Here is a 20861-nt window from a genome sequence, read left to right on the forward strand (position 1 = left end):
AAAGATGGACGATAACGATCTCTTTTCCAGAGTAGTCAACAATGCCCGCGAACGGGTGCAGGAGCGACAGTCTGAAAAGGCGCCCGCTCCGCGACCTGTTGCGCAGCCGGCAGCGACGCCGTTGCCATCTGCCCCAAAGTCCGCGCCTGCTGCCACCAAGGCACCACCTGCTTCGTCGGGAAGTGACGACTATAATGCGTCGTCCATTCGCGTTCTTGAGGGTTTGGAGCCTGTCCGTTTGCGCCCCGGCATGTATATCGGCGGCACGGACGAAAAGGCTCTGCATCATCTTTTCGCTGAAGTCATCGACAACTCGATGGACGAAGCGGTTGCAGGCCACGCCAACTTCATTGAAGTCAGCCTCGATGCTGAAGGCTTCATAACCGTCAGCGACAATGGTCGCGGCATTCCAGTGGATGAACACCCACAGGTGCCGGGAAAATCCACGCTTGAAGTCATCATGACCAAGCTGCATGCGGGCGGTAAGTTTGACGGCAAAGCTTATGAAACATCCGGTGGTCTGCACGGCGTCGGTGTGTCCGTCGTCAATGCGCTTTCCGATGTTCTGGAAGTGGAAGTCGCGCGCAATCGCCGCCTTTATCGCCAACGCTTTTCACGCGGTATTCCGCAGGGTGGTCTGGAAGACGCCGGTGAGGTGCATAACCGTCGTGGCACGCGCGTCCGCTTCCATCCAGACCCGGATATTTTTGGCAAAAGCGCGCATTTCGACCCGCACCGGCTTTATCGCATGGCGCGTTCGAAAGCCTATCTATTTGGTGGTGTGGAAATCCGCTGGAGCTGCGACCCAGCTCTTCTCGACCCGAAAAAAGAAACGCCCGAAAAGGCTGTGTTTCACTTCCCAGGTGGCCTGAAAGATTATCTTTCTGCGTCGCTCGGCAAGGAACATCAGGTTACGCGCGAAATTTTTGCGGGCCGCACAGAAAAACAGGGTGGGCATGGCGCAGTTGAATGGGCTGTGTCGTGGTATGGCGGGGACGGCTTCGTCAACTCCTATTGTAATACGATCCCGACAGGCGATGGCGGCACGCACGAAGCTGGCCTGCGCATCGCTTTGACGCGTGGCCTGAAAGCCTATGCAGAACTGACTAATAACAAGCGCGCCTCAATTATCACCACCGATGACGTGATGATTTCGGCGGCGGCCATGATGTCGGTTTTCATTCGCGAACCCGAATTTGTCGGTCAGACCAAAGACAAGCTTGCGACCGTTGAAGCGCAGCGTATCGTGGAAAATGTCATCCGCGATCCGTTTGACCACTGGCTCACAGCTTCGCCGCAGGAAGCTTCGCGCTTGCTCGACTGGGTTGTCGACCGCGCTGAGGAACGTCTGCGTCGCCGTCAGGAAAAGGAAACTGTCCGCAAAAGTGCTACGCGTAAGCTGCGCCTTCCGGGTAAGCTTGCTGATTGCACGCAGAATGCGGCCGCAGGCGCAGAACTGTTCATCGTCGAGGGTGACTCGGCTGGTGGCTCCGCCAAGCAGGCGCGCAATCGTTCCAATCAGGCAATCCTGCCGCTGCGCGGCAAAATTCTGAACGTAGCAAGTGCAGGCCGCGAAAAGCTAACAGCCAACCAGCAGATTGCTGATCTCGTGCAGGCGCTTGGTAGCGGTACGCGCAAGAATTATCGCGAAGATGACCTTCGCTATGACCGCGTCATCGTCATGACCGATGCTGACGTGGATGGCGCGCATATCGCATCGCTTCTGATTACTTTCTTCTATCAGGAGATGCCGGACCTCATTCGTAACGGTCATCTCTATCTCGCCGTACCGCCGCTTTATCGTCTTAGCCAAGGCGGTAAAGTCGCCTATGCACGTGATGATGCACACAAGGATGAATTGCTTCGCACGCTGTTTACAGGACGTGGCAAGATTGAAATTGGCCGCTTCAAAGGCCTTGGCGAAATGCGCGCCGAGCAGCTCAAAGAAACGACCATGGATCCCAAGAAGCGTACGCTTTTGCGAGTACATGTCGATGAAGACTATATCGATGAAACCCGCAACACGGTCGACGATCTGATGGGCACCAAGCCAGAAGCCCGCTTCCGCTTCATTCAGGATCGTGCAGCTTTCGTGGAAGAGCTCGACATCTGATCGAGTTCATTCGAATAAGAAGGCGTAAATACCAAAGCGGCAACTCGTCAACCCGGGTTGCCGTTCTTGTTTAGAAACTCAGCTTTTCACGTCGATACCGAGCCTGCTCTCAATCTCTTCGGTGGATTCTTTAACAAAGAAAGTCAGATCGGTGCTCAGCGTTACGATGCGGGTTCCTGTCCCATATGCGTTATAGGAAAGAACGTGATTGAAATTCACGGCAACTCTTTCACCGCTGACATCAGTAAGCATGATCCACATAAGCCCCTCCTCCTGAAAATTGATTCCTTACAAGAGGATAGGCGCATATGTGCAAATGACAATGGAGCTTTACGGGGGGCTTTATAAGCCGACCTTCATGCGAACCTTTTCCACCCGACGACCAAAGCTCTCAGACCACTCTTCTTCTTGCCAGTAAACAGCGAAGCCAGCTTTTCTATAAAGCCCGATTGCCGGAAGATTATCAGCATGCGTTCCGATTTCCGCTTCTGCGAAGCTCTCAAGAAGAATCTCCGCCATCAACGCATTGAGCAACAAGCCACCCAGCCCCTGACCGTGATAGGCGGGATCGATCCAAAGATCGGAGATATAATTGGATTTGGGTATGCGTGCGCCCCAGCCGCACACCTGACCTTGTCGCTCAGCCACCAGAATTCCATCGGCATTCTCGTTGATATCGCACAGGAATTTGGTGTGTAGTGCAGCCCGGCTTTCATCCGTCACTTCAATGTGGTCGCGAGCAGCAGTTTGCCATGCGCGAACCGCTAACTCAGCCATAAAAACAGTTTCGCCGGGCGTTTTGGCCCGGCGAATAAGAAGTTCAGATTTTACCACCATTTCTTAGGGGTAAAGCGTCCAGCTGCCTGTTCAATAGCGCCTGCAGCCTGAAACAACGTTTCTTCTTCGAATGGACGTCCGATAAGCTGCAAACCAAGCGGCAGCCCCTGATCGTTCAGACCCGCTGGAACTGAAATACCCGGCAGACCCGCCATATTGAGCGTAATTGTGAAAATGTCGTTGAGGTACATTTTGACCGGATCGTTCGCCAGTTCCTTGTCGCCGATGCTGAATGCAGCAGAAGGCGTGACTGGCGTCAGGATTGCATGGACACCGCTCGCGAAGACGTTTTCAAAGTCCTTCTTGATCAGCGTACGTACCTTCTGCGCGCGCAAATAATAGGCATCGTAATAACCAGCCGATAGAACATAGGTGCCGGTCAAAATACGGCGCTTCACTTCCTTACCAAAGCCTGCAGCACGGCTCTGCTCATACAGGTCGGCAATGTCTTTGCCCGGTACACGCAGACCATAACGCACGCCATCATAACGTGCGAGATTGGACGAGGCTTCCGCAGGGGCAACGATATAATAGGCAGCGAGCGCGTATTTGGTATGCGGCAGCGAAATATCGACGATTTCTGCACCAGCATCCTTGAGATACTGAACGCCCTTCTGCCAGAGCGCCTCAATCTCTTCCGGCATGCCGTCGGCACGGTATTCTTTCGGAATGCCGATCTTCATGCCCTTGAGGGACTTGCCAATGACTGCTTCATAATCAGGCACCGGCAGATCAACCGAAGTTGTGTCCTTAAGATCGAGCGAGGCCATGGATTTCAACAGGATCGCAGCATCGCGAACATCGCGTGCAATCGGACCAGCCTGATCGAGCGACGACGCATAAGCAACGACACCCCAGCGCGACACGCGGCCATAGGTCGGCTTGATACCAACTGTACCTGTGAAAGCAGCTGGCTGACGAATTGAACCGCCGGTGTCGGTTGCAGTGGCGCCCGCGCAAAGCTGCGCGGCAACAGCCGCTGCTGAACCACCAGACGAACCACCTGGCACCAGATCGACATCGGAGCCGTTCGCGCGCCACGGATTCTTTACTGCACCATAATAGGAATTTTCATTCGACGAGCCCATGGCGAACTCATCCATATTGAGCTTACCAAGCATGACTGCACCGTCTGCCCAAAGATTGGCCGTGACGGTTGATTCATATTCAGGCTTAAAGCCATCGAGAATATGCGAGCAAGCCTGAGTATGGATACCCTTGGTCGCAAACAGATCTTTCACGCCAAGTGGAATGCCTTCAAGAGCGCCAGCTTTGCCTTCAGCAATGCGCGCATCCGAAGCTTTTGCCATTTCCCGCGCCTTTTCAGGCGTCACGGCAACATAGGCATTGATCGTCTCATTGGCGGAATCAATCGCCGCAATATAGGCTTCCGTCAGTTCGGTCGCGGTAATCGCCTTGGCCTTCAGCTTGTCGCGCGCCTCGGCAATGGTCAGTGCGGTCAGTTCGCTCATCGTCAAATCCTGTCAGTGCGCCTCAACGAGACGCTTTTCAAAAAAGGCGCTGTATTCGGAGTCCGGATAATCCAGAACCACACCGCAGCGCGCAAAACCTGAATTCTCATAAAGCCGCCAGGCACCATCAAAGCCGGGACCAGTGCCCGTTTCAAGGACCAGACGCGAAACACCTTTGGCTCTTGCCAGCTCAACAATCGCTTCGACAAGTAGTGAGCCTACGCGTTTTCCGCGGACTTCAGGTCGGGTGAACATGCGCTTCAATTCGCCCACACCGTCTTCGTGCATTTTTAATGCACCGCAACCGACAGCCCTATCGTCTTCATCGCGAGCCACGAAAACCGTTGTCGCAGGCTCAGCCATCTGCTCAACCGTCATCTTGAACTGAAATTCGAGCGGCGACAGCGGCAACATATGTGCGTTCAAGGCTTCAACCAGATCACGCACATCATCCTGCAACGGGGTCTCGATGGAAACCCGAACGGCCATGACTTACTCCACGACCTTTGGAACGACGAAGAAATTATCTTCCGTGACCGGCGCATTCGCAACGACAGCATTGGCAATATCACCGTCTGTTACTGCATCTTCACGCAAACGCATCTTCATTGGCGAGACCGATGTCATCGGCTCAATGCCATCAATATCGACTTCGTTCAACTGCTCGACAAAGCCCAGAATTGCATTGAGCTCCCCGGTCATGCGTTCAGCTTCATCTTCGCTGACAGCAATGCGCGCGAGATGCGCTACACGCTTGACGGTGGAAATATCGACGGACATCCTGTTCTCCGCAAATGCTTGATTAGGGCAGCATGAAGCTGCCCCGAAAAGGTTCTTTTACCGGCTATAACGGTGCAGGTGGGGAAGCGCAACATTTCTTGCGCTTCCATACGCAGTTAGAGTGCATCCCGAAAAGTGTGAAGCGGCTTTCGGACAAGATGCGCGTTATAGAAAATCGCTAGAGCGCCTGTCTGATTCCATCAGATCGAAAGACGCTCTAGAAACTGTGAACAGTGCCGGGTTTGGCCACCAGAACCTTCGTTTCCTTATGATCGGCCATCGCCGCAACGAATTTGTCGGCGGTCTTTTCTATGAATGGGAATGATCCGTAATGGCACGGCAACACGGTCCTGAAGTTGAAATAACGCTGGCAGGCAAGGGCTGCAACAGCACCACCCATGGTAAAGCGATCACCAACCGGCACGATGCCGATTTCTGGCTGATGTAGTTCGTTGATCAGCGCCATGTCGGAAAATATATCCGTATCACCCATATGATATAGTGTCGGAGCATTTTCGAAATGGAAAACCAGACCATTCGGATTGCCCATCGATTGTGTGATGCCGTCTTCTGTCATGAGCGCTGAAGAATGCAGCGCATTAACAAATGTCACGCTAAAGCCGTCGCGAACAATGGTGCCGCCGGTATTGCCCATGCTGAATTTTTCAAGGCCCTGGCGACCGAGCCAGCCGGTGATTTCAGGGTTTGCAATGACCGTTGCGCCATGCTCTTTGGCGATTTCGACAGTGTCGCCAATATGGTCGCCATGACCATGGGTTAGCGTAATATGCGTGACACCCTGCGTTGCTTCCTTAAAATCGATGCCTTTGGCGCCAGGGTTTCCATTGATGAATGGATCGATCAGAATGACCGCTTTGTCCGTTTCAACACGATAGGCTGCGTGGCCCAACCAGGTGATTTTCATTGCAGTACTCCTTGCGGCTCGATTTTCAGTTTTAAAACAGATATTACGCCAATGAAGTTTCAGGCAATATGACGCCTGATCAAATTGCCCTGATCAGAAAGCTATGAGGAACAATGGCCGTCGTTGAAATCGAAGACGTTTTGGAAATCCTGCAGCCCGGCCAAACCATTGCGGGGCTTGATCTTGGCACCAAAACCATCGGCCTCGCAGTTTCCGATCTTGGCCTGTCATTCGCCAACCCTCGCACTGTTATCAAACGCGCCAAATTCACAATCGATGCACAGGTGCTGCTTAAAGCACTCGTAGCAGACAAGGTTGGCATCATCATTATCGGTCTGCCAATGAACATGGATGGCACTGCCGGACCACGCGTTCAGGCGACGCGTGCATTTGTCCGCACCATGCAGCCACTTACTGATCTACCATTCGTCTTCTGGGACGAACGGCTTTCGACAGTCGCTGCAGAACGCGCATTGATCGGCATGGATGTCTCGCGCGGCAAGCGGGCCGAACGCATTGATTCAGCAGCTGCTTCATTCATTCTGCAAGGCGCGCTGGATCGCTTGCACCTGCTTCGATCATCGCATCAAGACGATAGTGATTACGACGCCGGATAGAGCTGATCAAGAATCCTGTTGGCATTGTGGCGCGCGTCTAACATGCCATAGGTCGAGCGCCACTGCCCGCCGAGCCGGGTTTCAATGAAAGCATCTGCAATGTCATCTGCACCAAGGTTACGCAGTTCGGCGGCGGCAGCGGCATAGGCGAGCTGTTCTGTAAGAAGACGCGCGACACCCTGATCGGTCTCAGTCAGTTGCAATGCAGCCTGAAGTACATCAATTGTGCCCTGCCCACGCACGCCCAACTGTTCGCTGATCCAGTCTAGCACTTCATCAAAAAGTGCCGGTGCGCGCGACAGCACCCGCGCCACATCGAGCGCCATAACATTGCCGGAACCTTCCCAGATCGCGTTGACAGGGGCTTCACGATAGGCGCGGGCGAGATTGCCCTCCTCAATATAGCCATTCCCACCAAGGCATTCCATCGCTTCATAAAGCAGTGCTGGAGCGATCTTGCAGACCCAATATTTGACGACTGGTGTCATGCAGCGAGCGAAAGCGGCTTCCGCCCGGTCGCTTGCCGCCATGTCGAACGCACGGGCAAGGCGCATGGAAAGTGCAGTCGCACCCGCTACATCCAGCGCCATATCAGCGAGAACACGGCTCATCAGCGGCTGTTCTATCAATGGTTTATCGAACACCACGCGATGACGCGCATGATGAACGGCTTCAGCCAGACCTGAACGCATCAAACCGGCAGAAGCAACCGCACAATCAAGACGGGTCAGCGTCACCATATCCATGATGGTTTTCACACCTTCGCCGGGATTTCCGACGAGATGGCCGATAGCATCGTCGAATTCGACTTCTGCGGAAGCGTTCGACTTATTGCCCAGCTTGTCTTTCAGACGCTGGAAGAAAAAGCCATTTCCGGCCGCTTCATTGGTCAAACGTGGCAACAGGAAGCAAGAAAGTCCTTCTTCCGCTTGGGCCAATACGAGAAACGCATCCGACATTGGAGCCGACATAAACCACTTGTGGCCGCTCAGCGTGTAAGTACCATCCTCATTGCGCTCTGCACGGGTCGTATTGGCACGCACGTCTGTGCCGCCCTGCTTTTCGGTCATACCCATGCCGAGCGTGATACCCTGCTTGCTAAACGCAGGCTTTTGCGAGGAATCATATTTGTGCGACAGAATCTGCGGCGACCAATCCTTGTAAAGATCAGGCGAAGCCATCACGGCAGCAAGCGACGCGTTCGTCATCGTCAACGGACAAAGATGTCCCGCTTCAAGTTGCGCTGTCAGATAGAAACGCGCGGCACGTGCCTGATGACGGCGTCCGGTTTCAAGAGGATTCGCCTCCCATATCGAGCAATGCAGCCCCTGCGCAATCGAGCGGCGCATCAAGGCGTGGTAAGCTGGATGATATTCAACCAGATCGGCGCGTCGTCCCTGTCGGTCATGCGTACGAAGTTTCGGCAGCTCAGTATTTGCCAAGCGCGCAAGATCTTGCGCCTCCACTGACAAGACAAAACGTCCGGTATTCTCCAGATCGGTATGGAGTTCTTTCGGAAAACGTGCTGCGATTTGTATCAGAAGCGGGTCGCCCAGATATGCATTGGTGCCCGTCATGGACGGTGTCTGGTTGGTGACTTCGTGCGTTTTCACAGGCTTATCCGTTCGGCTTTGTTCAACTCAAAATCAGCTTGCGAGCCGATTGAGGCGCGCAGAGCTGACATTCTATGCGTTCTTGCATTGTAATTTACTAACATTTTCCGACAGCTCACCGCTTTATGCCCAAAGAATACAGGTTTTTCTTTGTGAATCCGCCAAAGCCATTATAACGGCGGTTGCGGTCCAGCTTTCGCAGCTCTATACGGATGACTTGCCATGACAAATCAAACGGTCTCACCGATTTTCCCTCATCGCCACCTGCTTGGCATCAAGGGGCTATCGCCCCTGGACATTAATTGTCTTCTCGATCTTGCGGATCAGGAAGTGGCTGTCTCCAGACAGTCCGAGAAGAAAAAGTCCGTGCTGCGCGGTCGCACCCAGATCAACCTCTTCTTTGAAGCATCGACGCGAACGCAATCATCGTTCGAACTCGCCGGAAAACGGCTGGGCGCGGACGTGATGAACATGTCGGTCGGCAACTCGTCGGTCAAGAAGGGCGAAACGCTCATCGACACCGCGATGACGCTGAACGCCATGCAGCCAGACATTCTCGTCATACGCCATGCGTCTGCCGGTGCTGCGGCGCTCCTTGCGCAAAAAGTCGGCTGTGCAGTCGTCAATGCTGGCGACGGTGCGCACGAGCACCCGACACAGGCGCTGCTCGACGCGCTGACCATCCGCCGCGCCAAGGGCGACATCGGAAACCTGATCGTTGCCATTTGCGGCGATGTGCTACACTCGCGCGTTGCGCGCTCCAACATTCTGCTTCTCAATGCACTTGGCGCACGCGTTCGCGTCGTCGCCCCTTCGACCCTGCTACCTTCCGGCATCGCCGATATGAGTGTTGAAGTTTACAACACCATGGAAGAAGGCCTGAAAGACGCAGATGTCGTCATGATGCTGCGCCTTCAACGTGAGCGGATGGCAGGATCTTTCGTACCTTCGGTGCGCGAATACTTCCATTTCTATGGCCTCGACAACGAAAAGCTCAAATATGCAAAGCCTGACGCACTCGTCATGCATCCCGGTCCGATGAACCGCGGCGTAGAAATCGCCTCGAATGTTGCCGATGGTCCGCAAAGCATGATCCAGCAGCAGGTTGAGATGGGCGTCGCCGTTCGCATGGCGGTCATGGAAGCGCTGCTTGATCCCCGACGTAACCAGACGAGCGACGGAGAGCGAGCATGAGCACGACCTTATTTGAAAATGCCCGTATCGTTGACCCTTCGCGTGGACTGGACGAAAGCGGCAGCCTGCTCATCCAGGATGGCAAGATTGTTGCCAGCGGTGCCGATGTTCGCAATCAAGGCGCTCCGGAAGGCACAGAGATTATCGATCTCAACGGCATGGCGATCCTACCGGGTCTGGTCGATTCCCGTGTTTTCATCGGTGAACCCGGTGCCGAACATCGCGAAACCATTGCTTCCGCAAGCCACGCGGCCGCAGCCGGCGGTGTCACCTCCATCATCATGATGCCTGATACCGATCCGGTCATCGATGATGTCGCACTTGTTGAATTCGTCAAGCGGACAGCGCGCGACACGGCCATCGTCAATGTCTATCCTGCGGCAGCCATCACCAAAGGGTTGCGTGGCGAGGAAATGACAGAGATCGGCCTGCTTCGTAATGCGGGAGCCGTGGCTTTCACCGAAGGACGTCATACGATTGCCAACACGCAGTTGATGCGGCGTGCGCTGACCTATGCCCGCGACTTCGACGCGGTCATAGCCTGCGAAACCCGCGACACCTATCTCGGCGCAAATGGCGTGATGAATGAAGGTCTTTTCGCAAGCTGGCTCGGCCTGTCCGGCAGCCCACGTGAAGCTGAAGTCATCCCGCTCGAGCGCGATCTGCGCCTTGCTGCGCTGACCAGAAGCAGATATCACGCGGCCCAGATTTCCTGCGCCATGTCTGCCGATGCTTTGCGCCGCTCAAAAGAACTCGGCACGAAAGTCACCGCCGGTGTTTCTATCAATCATCTGTCGCTCAACGAAAACGATATTGGTGAATTCCGGACATTCTTTCGTCTTTCCCCACCTCTGCGCAGCGAGGAAGATCGCCTTGCGATGGTTGAAGCGGTCAAAAACGGTACGATTGATATCGTCGTTTCTGCCCATGACCCGCAGGATGTCGACACTAAGCGTCTTCCCTTCGCAGATGCAGAAGCCGGTGCGATTGGCCTGGAAACACTGCTCGCAGCGGCCCTTCGTCTCTACCACAATGACAGCATTCCTTTGCTGCGTCTTGCGGAAGTCCTTTCGACCGCGCCCGCACGTATTTTCGGTCTTGATGCCGGGACGCTCAAGCCGGGTGCAAAAGCTGACCTCGCCATTGTTGATCTCGACGAGCCTTGGGTCGTTCGCGAGCAGGATTTGCATTCGCGCTCGAAGAACAGCTGCTTTGAGGGCGCTCGCTTTCAGGGACGTGTGAACCGCACCGTAGTTGGCGGCAAAACGGTTTATTCGGCCTAACAAATTTGGGCAAGCCGTCTTGCTTTTGGGCGGCTTTTCTTCTCAATTAGAGTGGTTTCAGTGAAGGCTGAATCGTTGAAACCACTCTAATTCTTTGTTTTAACGCATTATCCAACGCAAAACCGCTTCGCACTTTTGCTGGAAATGCTTTAATTAGAGCGGTTCAGTGGAGGCTGAATCGTTGAAACTGCTCTAACTATTTGTTTTGACGTATTATCCTACACAAAGCCGCTTCGTACTTTTGCTCGAAACGCGATAATTTATATATGGAACATATGGGGAGTTTCATGGCCGAAGCAGGTCTGTTCAATTTGGTGCCGCTCGGCACGCTGGTTTTCGGTTACATTCTCGGTTCTATTCCTTTCGGGCTTATCCTGACCCGGTTTGCCGGACTTGGCGATGTGCGCTCCATCGGCTCCGGCAATATTGGCGCGACCAACGTCCTGCGCACCGGAAATAAGAAACTCGCTGCTGCAACGCTTCTTCTTGATGCATTTAAAGGCACAGTCGCTGTCCTGATTGCTTTGCGCTTTGGTGAATATGCTGCCATTGCAGCCGGGTTTGGTGCTTTTATCGGCCACCTCTTCCCTGTCTGGATCGGCTTCAAAGGCGGCAAGGGCGTTGCGACCTATCTGGGTATCCTGCTTGGGCTTGCCTGGCCCGGTGCGCTGGTATTCATCGCCGCCTGGATCATCACGGCCTTGCTGACCCGCTATTCGTCGCTTTCGGCTCTTGTCGCGACCCTTATTGTCCCAATAGCACTTTACGTGCGTGGAGATCTTGCGATTGCAGCATTATTTGCTGTCATGACAATTATCATCTTCATCAAACATCATGCCAACATTTCGCGGCTCCTAAGCGGCACCGAAAGCAAGATCGGTAAAAAGGGATGAAAGAGGGCGCGAATTCGAAGACTGGAATTCGCCTCTCCGACCGCCAGCGGATCAACTGGCTACGCCTTATCCGGACCGAAAACATCGGTCCGGTTGCTTTCCGCGACCTGATTCTCTTTTGTGGCTCCGCAGCCAACGCAATCGAACGATTGCCCGACCTCAATATTCGTGGCGGCGGCTCGCGGCCAGTGCGTGTTTCGTCCTTGGACGATGCCGAGCGTGAGCTTGACGCCATTGAGAATATGGGAGCCCGCCTTGTTGGCATGGGCGAGCCCGACTATCCGCAACAATTGAAAAATTGCGAAGCACCGCCACCGCTGGTTATCATCAAGGGCGATGCGAATGTGTTTCGCAAACCACCCGTAGCAATCGTTGGGTCGCGCAATGCGTCTGTCGTTGGCGCACGTTTCACCGAAAAATTAGCACGCGATCTGGGCGATTCCGGTTTCGCTATCGTTTCAGGGCTGGCACGCGGCATCGATGCAGCCGCCCATAAGGCCAGCATGATGAGCGGCACCGTTGCCGTCCTGGCTGGTGGCCTCGACCGGCCCTACCCGCCCGAGAACTTACCGATCTATCGTGCGATTCCCGAAAATGGCGGTGCATTGATTACAGAAATGCCAATGGGTGCCGAGCCCCGCGCGCGGGATTTTCCGCGACGCAATCGAATTATCGCAGGACTGTCGTTGGGTCTGATTGTCATTGAAGCGGCCGAACGCTCCGGCTCGCTTATCAGCGCGCGCATGGCGGGCGAAATGGGCCGTACCGTTTTTGCTGTGCCGGGCTCTCCCCTCGACCCACGTGCTCGCGGTACGAACGCCCTGCTCAAGCAAGGCGCAACACTCGTTACCAGCGCAGACGACGTTATCGAATCTCTTGCACCACTTATGCCCGATGGCAGCATTTTATCCGATTTGGAACAGGCTGATCTCTTAAACCAGCTTGATGAAGAACCGGCAGTGCTGCAGCCCATCACCACAGACATGGAGCGCGATCTGATGGTCGACGCACTTGGCCCTGTACCGATTGATGTGGACACTTTGGTCAGGCATGTCGGCATCAGCGCCGGTTCCGCACAACTGATCTTGCTCGAGCTTGATCTTGCCGGGAGGCTGTTACGCTATCCCGGCAATCAGGTAGCTCTTATGCCGCAAGAGGAGCATTTATAAAGTCAGTCATATGTATAGCTATGTTGATTGTCTCGCGCTTCCTGCAATGCCATGTCCATCAGATAGGCCAAAAGATGACTATCGGTTGTCCTTGCCATCTTGACGAGTTCTTGCAACATTTCTTCGATATACGCCAATGTCTCACGGTGAGCTGTCTCCCGTTGAACCATTTATGCCCCCACGACGTTTCTGTTTCCATCACGTGAAAATCACCCTCCTGGTTCAAACCCATCGGATATACCCCACCATAATACTACCATTGGTTTTATAACCAGTAACAGCAATCCTAAGTTGTATTTGACGAATTTTGTCGTCATGCTCTTGACCAAACGCAAACCGCTGTTCATGTGAAAGGCAACAATTTGAACGCGATGAATAGGCATTTTGCCTTAGAAGGTCGCGAATCTAGGCTGCTTTAATGAACGTTGTCGTTGTCGAATCGCCTGCCAAGGCCAAAACTATCAACAAATATCTCGGCTCGAACTATAAGGTTCTGGCCTCGTTTGGTCATGTGCGAGATCTACCAGCTAAGGACGGTTCCGTCCGCCCGGACGAAGATTTTGCCATGTCTTGGGAAGTGGACAGCAATTCCGCCAAGCGTCTGGCAGATATTGTCAAAGCGCTGAAGGACAGCGACGGCCTGTTTCTGGCAACTGACCCTGATCGCGAAGGGGAAGCCATTTCGTGGCACGTGCTGGAAGTTCTCAATCAAAAGAAAGCTCTTAAGGGCAAAACGGTAAAACGCGTTGCATTCAATGCAATCACCAAGAAGGCTGTCCTTGATGCTATCGCCAATCCGCGTGACATCGACGAGCCTCTGGTTGACGCCTATCTGGCTCGCCGTGCTCTCGATTATCTGGTCGGCTTTACCTTGTCGCCGGTCCTGTGGCGCAAGCTGCCAGGTGCGCGCTCGGCTGGCCGCGTTCAGTCAGTAGCACTTCGTCTGGTCTGTGATCGCGAGTCCGAGATCGAGCGCTTCATCCGTGAAGAATACTGGAACATTGCCGCACTTTTAAAAACACCACGCAATGATAACTTCACGGCACGCCTGACAGCTGTCGATGGCAAACGTCTTGGCAAGCTCGACATCAAGAATGAAGAGCAGGCAAGCGCGATCCGCACAATGCTTGAAGGCGCAAGCTTCAAGGCAGTCTCGGTCGAAGCAAAGCCAACCAAGCGTAACCCCGGACCTCCATTCACAACCTCGACCCTGCAGCAGGCAGCGTCAGGTCAGCTCGGTTTCTCCGCTTCGCGCACCATGCAGGTGGCGCAGCGCCTTTATGAAGGCGTAGACATTGGCGGTGAAACCACCGGTCTCATCACCTATATGCGTACCGACGGTGTGCAAATAGCACCCGAAGCGATCACTGCAGCACGTGACGCCATTGGCAAAAGTTTCGGGCCGAACTACGTGCCGGAAAAGCCACGTTATTATGCCAGCAAGGCAAAGAACGCTCAGGAAGCGCACGAAGCAATCCGCCCGACTGACTTCATGCGCCACCCCAAAGAAGTGCGCCGCTATCTCGATGAAGATCAGGCACGTCTTTATGAGCTGATCTGGAAGCGTGCTATCGCAAGTCAGATGCAGGCTGCCGACATCGAACGCACGACAGCAGACATCGAAGCCTTGAACGGCTCGAAGTCGGCAATGCTGCGCGCCAATGGTTCGGTCACGAAGTTCGACGGCTTCCTTGCTGCCTATACGGATCATCGCGAGGAAGAGGACGAGGATGAAGACAGCGCAAAACTGCCGGAAATCCGCTCTGGTGAAACGATTGCGCGCGAAAAGATCGATGCCACGCAGCACTCCACAGAACCACCACCGCGCTATTCAGAAGCCTCTCTCATCAAGAAGATGGAAGAGCTCGGCATTGGCCGCCCTTCAACCTATGCGGCGACACTCGCCACCTTGCGTGATCGCGAATATATCACCATTGACAAGCGCAAGCTGACGCCAGACCCGAAAGGCCGTCTGGTAACATCGTTCCTTGAAAGCTTCTTCAAGCGCTATGTCGAATATGATTTCACGGCTGACCTGGAAGAAAAGCTTGATCTGATTTCCGATGGCAAGCTGTCGTGGAAGGACGTTCTGCGCGATTTCTGGCGTGATTTCTCGGGCTCTGTCGACGACATCAAGGAACTGCGTGTTACCAATGTTCTCGATGCGCTCAATGAAGAACTGGCACCGCTTGCTTTCCCGGATCGCGGTGATGACAGCGATCCACGCACCTGCCCGACTTGCGGAACTGGTCAGCTCTCGCTGAAGCTCGGCAAGTATGGCGCATTTGTCGGCTGCTCCAATTATCCCGAATGCAAGTTCACCCGTCAGCTTGGAGGCGAGGGCAATGGGGATGCGGCAGCTTCTGACGAGCCAAAGTCGCTCGGCAAAGATCCTTTCACCGGCGAAGAAATCACTGCCCGCACCGGACGCTTCGGACCTTATATCCAGCGCGGCGAAGGCAAAGAAGCCAAGCGCGCAAGCTTGCCGAAAGGTTGGTCGGTCGATACGCTTGATCATGAAAAGGCGATTGCCCTTCTGTCGCTGCCACGCGATGTCGGACAGCACCCTGAAACCGGCAAAATGATTTCAGCCGGCATTGGACGCTATGGTCCTTATGTCAGCCATGACGGTACGTTCGCGAACCTCGAAAATGCTGACGAAGTTTTCTCGGTCGGCCTTAACCGTGCGGTTGCTGTGCTTGCCGACAAACAGTCCAAGGGTGCTGGTCGCGGGCGTTCCACACCTGCAGCGCTTGCAACGCTTGGCGATCATCCTGATGGCGGCTCAATCACCGTCCGTGATGGCCGCTATGGTCCGTATGTCAACTGGGGCAAAGTCAATGCGACTCTGCCAAAGGGCAAAGACCCGGCAAGTGTGACGCTTGAAGAAGCGCTCGCCCTGATTACGGAAAAAGCTGGCAGCACGAAACCCAAAAAGGCTCCGGCACGTAAAGCCGCCAGCAAGTCAGCGACTGCTGAAAAGAAGACAACAACGAAAAAGACCGCCGCAAAGAAGCCTGCTGCTAAATCAAAAAGCAAGGCGAAAGCGGCAGAGGAGTAAGACTTGGCGCGCCGTTTCCCCAAACCAGATACCGGACGATCCGCGCGGACCGAACGGCGTGCAACAACAGCAAAATCAAATGCGGCGAAATCTGGCGATCCGATTTCCTTTTTGCCGTCGCGTGACGAAGTTCTCAAGTTCATTGAGGAAAATCCGGATCGCGCTGGCAAGCGTGAACTTGCCAAAGCCTTCAACATCAAAGGTGATGCGCGGGTCTATCTGAAAGACCTGTTGCGTGAACTTGCCGATGAAGGGCTCGTTCAAAAGCGCGATCGCAAATTGTCGCGACCGGGTTCGCTGCCCCCGATCACAACTTTGAACGTAACCGGACGGGACAATGACGGTGGTCTTGTTGCGCGTCCAACGGATTGGGACGAAGCCGAACATGGTAAGGCACCGGTAGTGCTGATCCGCCGTACGCGTCTCAATAAAGCCTCCGATGGCCCCACTGTGGGTGTTGGCGACCGCGTATTGGCCAAGATTTTCCGCAGCAAGGAAAATGACGGTCCAGAATATTCGGCTCGCGTGATCAAGGTAATCGACCACAGCAGCAATGCAGTGCTCGGCGTGTTACGCAAGCTCAGCAACGGCGAATGGCGGTTGGAACCGGTTAACCGCAAGCAGCCGGAAGTGCAGCTTGACCCACAATCGCTGCTGGATGCTCAAAGCGGCGATCTGGTTGAAGTCGAGCTTACATCGTCGCGTCGCTATGGCCTGCCAGCTGGCAAGGTGCGTCAGGTAGTCGGTTCCATCGACAGTGAAAAAGCGCTGTCGATGATTGCAATCCATGAACATGAAATCCCGCATATTTTCCCGGATGATGTCATCCGCGAAGCTGAAAGCGCCAAGCCTGCGACGCTTGATGGCAATCGGGAAGACTGGCGTAAGATTCAGCTCGTCACCATAGATCCGGCAGATGCAAAGGATCATGACGACGCGGTTTATGCAGAACCCGATACTGACCCGGATAATGCTGGCGGACATATTGTTATCGTCGCTATTGCCGATGTCGCTGCTTATATTCGCCCGAATTCCGCACTTGATCGTGAAGCGCTGAAACGCGGCAATTCGGTCTACTTCCCCGACCGCGTTGTACCGATGTTGCCCGAGCGCATTTCCAACGATCTCTGCTCATTGCGTGAACTGGAAGATCGTCCAGCGCTTGCGGTGCGTATGGTGTTTGACGCCAACGGTCACAAGAAGTCACACAAGTTCCACCGCATTCTGATGCGTTCAGCTGCAAAACTAGCCTATCAGCAGGCACAAGCAGCGATTGACGGTGCGACCGACGATAAGACCGCACCCATTCTTGATACCATTCTCAAGCCGCTATGGAATGCCTATGCAGCCTTGAAGCGTGGTCGTGATGCACGTGAACCGCTTGAGCTGGACCTGCCAGAAAAGAAAATTCTGCTGGCACCCGATGGCAAGGTCGACAAGGTCATAGTGCCCGAACGACTTGATGCGCATAAGCTCATTGAAGAGTTCATGATTCAGGCCAATGTGGCCGCGGCTGAAGTGCTTGAAGCGCGTCGCCAGCCGCTGATCTTCCGAATTCACGATGCGCCTGCACTGGCAAAGCAGGAAAGCCTGCGTGAATTCCTGCGCACGCTTGATATGAACCTCGCAAAGGGTGCCGAACTCAGGCCGGGCCAGTTCAATCGCATCTTGGAAGCTGTTGATGGCACAGATCATCAGGATCTGGTCAATCAGGTTGTGCTACGCACACAAAGTCAGGCTATCTACAGCCCTGATAATATCGGTCATTTCGGTTTGAATTTGCACAAATATGCGCATTTCACGTCGCCAATTCGCCGTTATGCCGATCTCATTGTCCATCGCGCACTGATCAAGGCCCTTGGCCTGGGTAATGATGGGCTGACCGCGATAGAAGAATCGCAACTTGAAGAAACTGCGGCGCTGATTTCTTCGACTGAGCGTCGCGCCATGCTCGCCGAACGAGAAACTGTTGATCGTCTTATCGCACACTTCCTCGCTGCCCATCTTGGTGACGATTATGAAGCCCGCGTCACAGGCGTCACCAGAGCCGGTCTTTTCGTGTCTCTTGCGACATATGGCGCAGACGGACTTGTGCCCATTTCAACTTTGGGTGATGAATACTATCTATATGACGAAGCGAACCATGCGATCGCCGGAGAAAGAAGCGGAAAAGGCTTCCGTCTGGGCGATACTGTCACGGTAAGGCTTGTAGAAGCGCTCCCCGTTGCGGGTGCGCTTCGTTTTGAGATGGTTTCCGAACCGCATTCCCTGCCGATGTCGACACGTTCGCATCATAAGGCAAGCAAGGGAATGCGCGGGCGCAAGGGAAAGCCAGCAGGCTTTTCCGGCTCCCCCAAAACAGGACCCAAGAAAACAGGTCCTAAGAGAAAAGGTCGCAGATGAGCACGTTAGAGGCCAATTCCACAAATAGTCATGTTCAGGTTTTCGGCGGCGAAAGCCAGAAAACCGCGCGTCCGAGCCGCCCTCTCGGCCAGGCTCTCTGGCGCGGATTTAAATGCCGCTGCCCGCATTGTGGCGAGGGAAAGCTGTTTCGTGCCTTTGTAAAGCCAGTAGATCATTGCTCTGTCTGTGGAGAAGATTATACCGAGCAGCGCGCTGATGATCTTCCAGCCTACCTGACGATCCTCATCGTCGGACACATCGTAGTTGGCGCATTCATGGGCGTGGAAGCCACGACCAACCTGTCATTGTGGGTTCATATGGCGATATGGGGTCCGATGATTGTAATCATGTCCCTGCTCTTGCTACAGCCTATCAAGGGCGCAACCATCGGCCTGCAATGGGCATTGTTCATGCACGGTTTTGGTGGACAGGGCGAAGGCGATTACGGCGACGTCACATAACAGGCGGTTCTGCCGTGGCCTCCCCCGCCCCTTTCAATCAGTCATCAACTAAATCGGCGCTGCGTCCACACGATGCAGCGTCGTTGTTGTTGATTGACCGGACAGGTCGCACACCACGCATTCTGATGGGCAAACGCCATTCCAGTCTGGTTTTCATGCCAGGCAAATTTGTCTTCCCCGGTGGACGGGCAGACGCAGGGGACGGCGCGGTAGCGGCGGCAACAGAACTCAGTCAGAACGATACCCAAAAACTGATGACAGGCATGGGAACGCGCGCTTCGCAGCGCAGGGCTCGTGCACTTGGACTTTGTGCTATCCGAGAAACTTTTGAGGAAACCGGGCTACGGATTGCACGTACATTCTTTGACAAGCCGACCTCCGATCAAACCTCTTCTGCCCGACGTTTGCCATCCACCAACATAATAATGCCTGATAACAAGGATTGGTGTGCATTCCTTGAACGTGGTGCGTTGCCAGCGCTTGGTGATCTACGCTATTTCGCTCGAGCGGTAACGCCACCCGGCAATGTCCGTCGGTTTGATGCGCGTTTTTTTATCGCCTTTCGCGACAGCCTGCCGGAACTTGAACGAGCATCACTTGTTCCGAGTGGGGAACTGGAAGATTTGGATTGGGTGGCCATTGATGAAGTTGATAAACTCGACGTCGCCCGAATTACTCAGGCCATTCTAAAGGAAGCGCGAATGCTGCTCACAGAAACCCGGCTCGACCTGCCTGCCACTTTGCCTGTGGCACAATACAGCAAGCGGCATGGCCGCTTTGTCCGCGAAGTGATCTGACCATATGAACAAAGAAATCCACCCTACCGATCTTGCCTCCCGGGAACCGGAAGGCGGGCCGAAAGAGGGCCAGATGCATTGGCGTTCGCTTGCTGCAGCAATTGCTACGATCAGCGCCATGGGCGCTGCAATTGGCTTGGGCATACCGCTTCTGAGCGTGCTTCTTGAAGCACGTGGTCACTCAGCAAGCCTGATCGGCGCCAACACGGCTGTCGCTGGCCTTGCGTCGATTGTCGCCGCACCACTCGCGGCACCGATAGCGGCCCGGCTCGGCGTTGCTCGCGCCATTGTGCTGATGCTTGTCATCGGCAGTGTTGCTTTTCTAGGCTTCCACTTCCTACAGCCGCTCTGGGCATGGTTCGCCTTGCGAATCGTTCTGCATTTTGCCCTGACCGTGCTGTTCGTTTTATCTGAATACTGGATTAACGCCTCCGCCCCGCCTGAAAAGCGCGGACTTGTGCTCGGTATTTATGCGACATCTCTTTCGCTTGGTTTCGCACTCGGCCCGTGGCTGTTCTCGAAGATCGGGAGTGCGGGGGGCATGCCCTTTTATGTTGGTTTTGCAATCATCATAGTGGCTACCATACCTGTGCTACTCGCATGGCGCGACAGCCCGGATTTCGAGGAAGGCGACCATGTCCCCTTCCTTCCATTCATCTTTGCCGTTCCGACAGCAACGATGGCTGTCTTCGTATTCGGTGCCGTTGAAACAGGCGGTTTCGCTCTCTTCCCGGTCTTTGGCGCGCGAGTCGGATATAGTGAAGGGGATGCTGCGCTGCTGCTGACAATGATCGGGCTTGGCAATGTATTGATGCAGATACCGCTCGGCATCATAAGCGACCGTATTTCAGACCGGCGCAAGCTGCTTCTGTTCTGCGCTGTGACAGGCCTCATAGGTATGATCGCACTGCCGTACCTCATGCAAAGCTGGTATCTGATGGCAGCCGTCCTGTTCTTATGGGGTGGTGTCGTGGCTGGACTTTACACGGTCGGCCTCGCACATCTTGGCTCTGAGCTGACCGGCCGCGAGTTGGCTTCCGCAAACGCCGCCTTTGTTTTCTGCTATGCAATCGGCATGCTCGCCGGGCCTCAAGCGGTCGGTGTTGGCATGGATGCCATGGGACCAAAGGGCTTTCCACTCACTCTCGGCATCTTTTTTGCAGCTTTTGCACTCTTTGCTGCGATAAGACTTGTTCAAAGGAAGAAGCGGGGTTGACTTTTCGCCCTCAATCCGTAGTGTCGC

At 54.5% G+C, this 20861-nt stretch carries 19 protein-coding genes; 11 read left to right on the top strand and 8 right to left on the bottom strand.

What is annotated here, in order from left to right:
* Positions 1-4: 4 nt before the first annotated feature.
* Entirely contained in the window at positions 5-2113 is a 2109-nt protein-coding gene (gene parE, locus OIV19_RS16630; RefSeq protein WP_151092816.1) for a DNA topoisomerase IV subunit B, read from the top strand.
* A 78-nt stretch (positions 2114-2191) separates the two neighbouring features.
* On the opposite strand, the gene OIV19_RS16635 is transcribed toward parE, so the two are convergent.
* The 6 genes from OIV19_RS16635 to OIV19_RS16660 form a co-directional block, all read right to left on the bottom strand.
* Positions 2192-2374 carry a hypothetical protein gene (locus OIV19_RS16635; protein ID WP_024900242.1) on the bottom strand — a complete coding sequence of 61 codons (183 nt, stop codon included), beginning with the start codon at positions 2372-2374 and terminating at the stop codon, positions 2192-2194.
* An 81-nt stretch (positions 2375-2455) separates the two neighbouring features.
* Entirely contained in the window at positions 2456-2890 is a 435-nt protein-coding gene (locus OIV19_RS16640; RefSeq protein WP_264232320.1) for a GNAT family N-acetyltransferase, read from the bottom strand.
* A gap of 50 nt (positions 2891-2940) precedes the next feature.
* The gene (gatA, locus tag OIV19_RS16645) at positions 2941-4422 is read right to left on the bottom strand and encodes an Asp-tRNA(Asn)/Glu-tRNA(Gln) amidotransferase subunit GatA (RefSeq protein WP_151092811.1); all 1482 of its coding nucleotides are present in this window, start codon (positions 4420-4422) and stop codon (positions 2941-2943) included.
* A gap of 12 nt (positions 4423-4434) precedes the next feature.
* Positions 4435-4911, bottom strand: a complete 477-nt coding sequence (locus OIV19_RS16650; protein WP_264232321.1) for a GNAT family N-acetyltransferase — start codon at positions 4909-4911, stop codon at positions 4435-4437.
* A 3-nt stretch (positions 4912-4914) separates the two neighbouring features.
* Positions 4915-5202: an Asp-tRNA(Asn)/Glu-tRNA(Gln) amidotransferase subunit GatC gene (gatC, locus tag OIV19_RS16655; protein WP_264232322.1), complete on the bottom strand. Its 288-nt coding sequence runs from the start codon at positions 5200-5202 to the stop codon at positions 4915-4917.
* 217 nt (positions 5203-5419) lie between these two features.
* Positions 5420-6127 carry a metal-dependent hydrolase gene (locus OIV19_RS16660; RefSeq protein WP_151092805.1) on the bottom strand — a complete coding sequence of 236 codons (708 nt, stop codon included), beginning with the start codon at positions 6125-6127 and terminating at the stop codon, positions 5420-5422.
* Between the two features lie 113 nt (positions 6128-6240).
* On the opposite strand from OIV19_RS16660, the gene ruvX reads away from it, so the two are divergent.
* Positions 6241-6744 (top strand): Holliday junction resolvase RuvX, encoded by a 504-nt coding sequence (gene ruvX, locus OIV19_RS16665; RefSeq protein ID WP_264232323.1) that lies wholly within the window; start codon positions 6241-6243, stop codon positions 6742-6744.
* On the opposite strand, the gene OIV19_RS16670 is transcribed toward ruvX, so the two are convergent.
* Positions 6729-8357, bottom strand: a complete 1629-nt coding sequence (locus tag OIV19_RS16670) for an acyl-CoA dehydrogenase family protein (protein WP_264232324.1) — start codon at positions 8355-8357, stop codon at positions 6729-6731. The genes ruvX and OIV19_RS16670 overlap by 16 nt on opposite strands.
* Before the next feature lie 222 nt (positions 8358-8579).
* Between OIV19_RS16670 and OIV19_RS16675 the strand changes: the two genes are divergently transcribed.
* The 4 genes from OIV19_RS16675 to dprA all read left to right on the top strand — a co-directional run bounded on the left by OIV19_RS16675 (position 8580) and on the right by dprA (position 12896).
* Positions 8580-9551, top strand: a complete 972-nt coding sequence (locus OIV19_RS16675; RefSeq protein ID WP_191793125.1) for an aspartate carbamoyltransferase catalytic subunit — start codon at positions 8580-8582, stop codon at positions 9549-9551.
* A complete protein-coding gene (locus tag OIV19_RS16680) occupies positions 9548-10834 on the top strand; it encodes a dihydroorotase (protein WP_264232325.1) in 1287 nt (428 codons plus the stop codon). Before OIV19_RS16675 ends, OIV19_RS16680 begins: the two co-directional genes overlap by 4 nt.
* A gap of 287 nt (positions 10835-11121) precedes the next feature.
* Positions 11122-11727: a glycerol-3-phosphate 1-O-acyltransferase PlsY gene (plsY, locus tag OIV19_RS16685; RefSeq protein ID WP_264232326.1), complete on the top strand. Its 606-nt coding sequence runs from the start codon at positions 11122-11124 to the stop codon at positions 11725-11727.
* Positions 11724-12896, top strand: coding sequence for a DNA-processing protein DprA (gene dprA / locus OIV19_RS16690; RefSeq protein WP_264232327.1), 1173 nt, complete (start codon positions 11724-11726; stop codon positions 12894-12896). The genes plsY and dprA overlap by 4 nt, the downstream gene beginning before the upstream one ends.
* Before the next feature lie 2 nt (positions 12897-12898).
* Here the strand turns inward: dprA and OIV19_RS16695 are convergent, their stop codons facing one another.
* On the bottom strand, positions 12899-13066 hold the full coding sequence (locus OIV19_RS16695) for a hypothetical protein (protein WP_191793122.1): 168 nt from the start codon (positions 13064-13066) through the stop codon (positions 12899-12901).
* A gap of 248 nt (positions 13067-13314) precedes the next feature.
* Between OIV19_RS16695 and topA the strand changes: the two genes are divergently transcribed.
* From topA to OIV19_RS16720, 5 genes are all read left to right on the top strand, one after another.
* Positions 13315-15957 carry a type I DNA topoisomerase gene (gene topA / locus OIV19_RS16700; RefSeq protein ID WP_264232328.1) on the top strand — a complete coding sequence of 881 codons (2643 nt, stop codon included), beginning with the start codon at positions 13315-13317 and terminating at the stop codon, positions 15955-15957.
* A gap of 3 nt (positions 15958-15960) precedes the next feature.
* Positions 15961-18360, top strand: a complete 2400-nt coding sequence (gene rnr / locus OIV19_RS16705; protein WP_264232329.1) for a ribonuclease R — start codon at positions 15961-15963, stop codon at positions 18358-18360.
* Positions 18357-18821 (top strand): DUF983 domain-containing protein, encoded by a 465-nt coding sequence (locus OIV19_RS16710; RefSeq protein ID WP_264232330.1) that lies wholly within the window; start codon positions 18357-18359, stop codon positions 18819-18821. The genes rnr and OIV19_RS16710 overlap by 4 nt, the downstream gene beginning before the upstream one ends.
* A gap of 14 nt (positions 18822-18835) precedes the next feature.
* Positions 18836-19618 carry an NUDIX hydrolase gene (locus OIV19_RS16715; protein ID WP_498831058.1) on the top strand — a complete coding sequence of 261 codons (783 nt, stop codon included), beginning with the start codon at positions 18836-18838 and terminating at the stop codon, positions 19616-19618.
* A gap of 73 nt (positions 19619-19691) precedes the next feature.
* Positions 19692-20834, top strand: a complete 1143-nt coding sequence (locus OIV19_RS16720) for an MFS transporter (protein ID WP_151092876.1) — start codon at positions 19692-19694, stop codon at positions 20832-20834.
* Positions 20835-20861: the final 27 nt, after the last annotated feature.

Origin of the sequence: Brucella sp. HL-2 (genome assembly GCF_025846885.2) — a bacterium.
Taxonomy (GTDB): Bacteria; Pseudomonadota; Alphaproteobacteria; order Rhizobiales; family Rhizobiaceae; genus Brucella; species Brucella quorumnocens.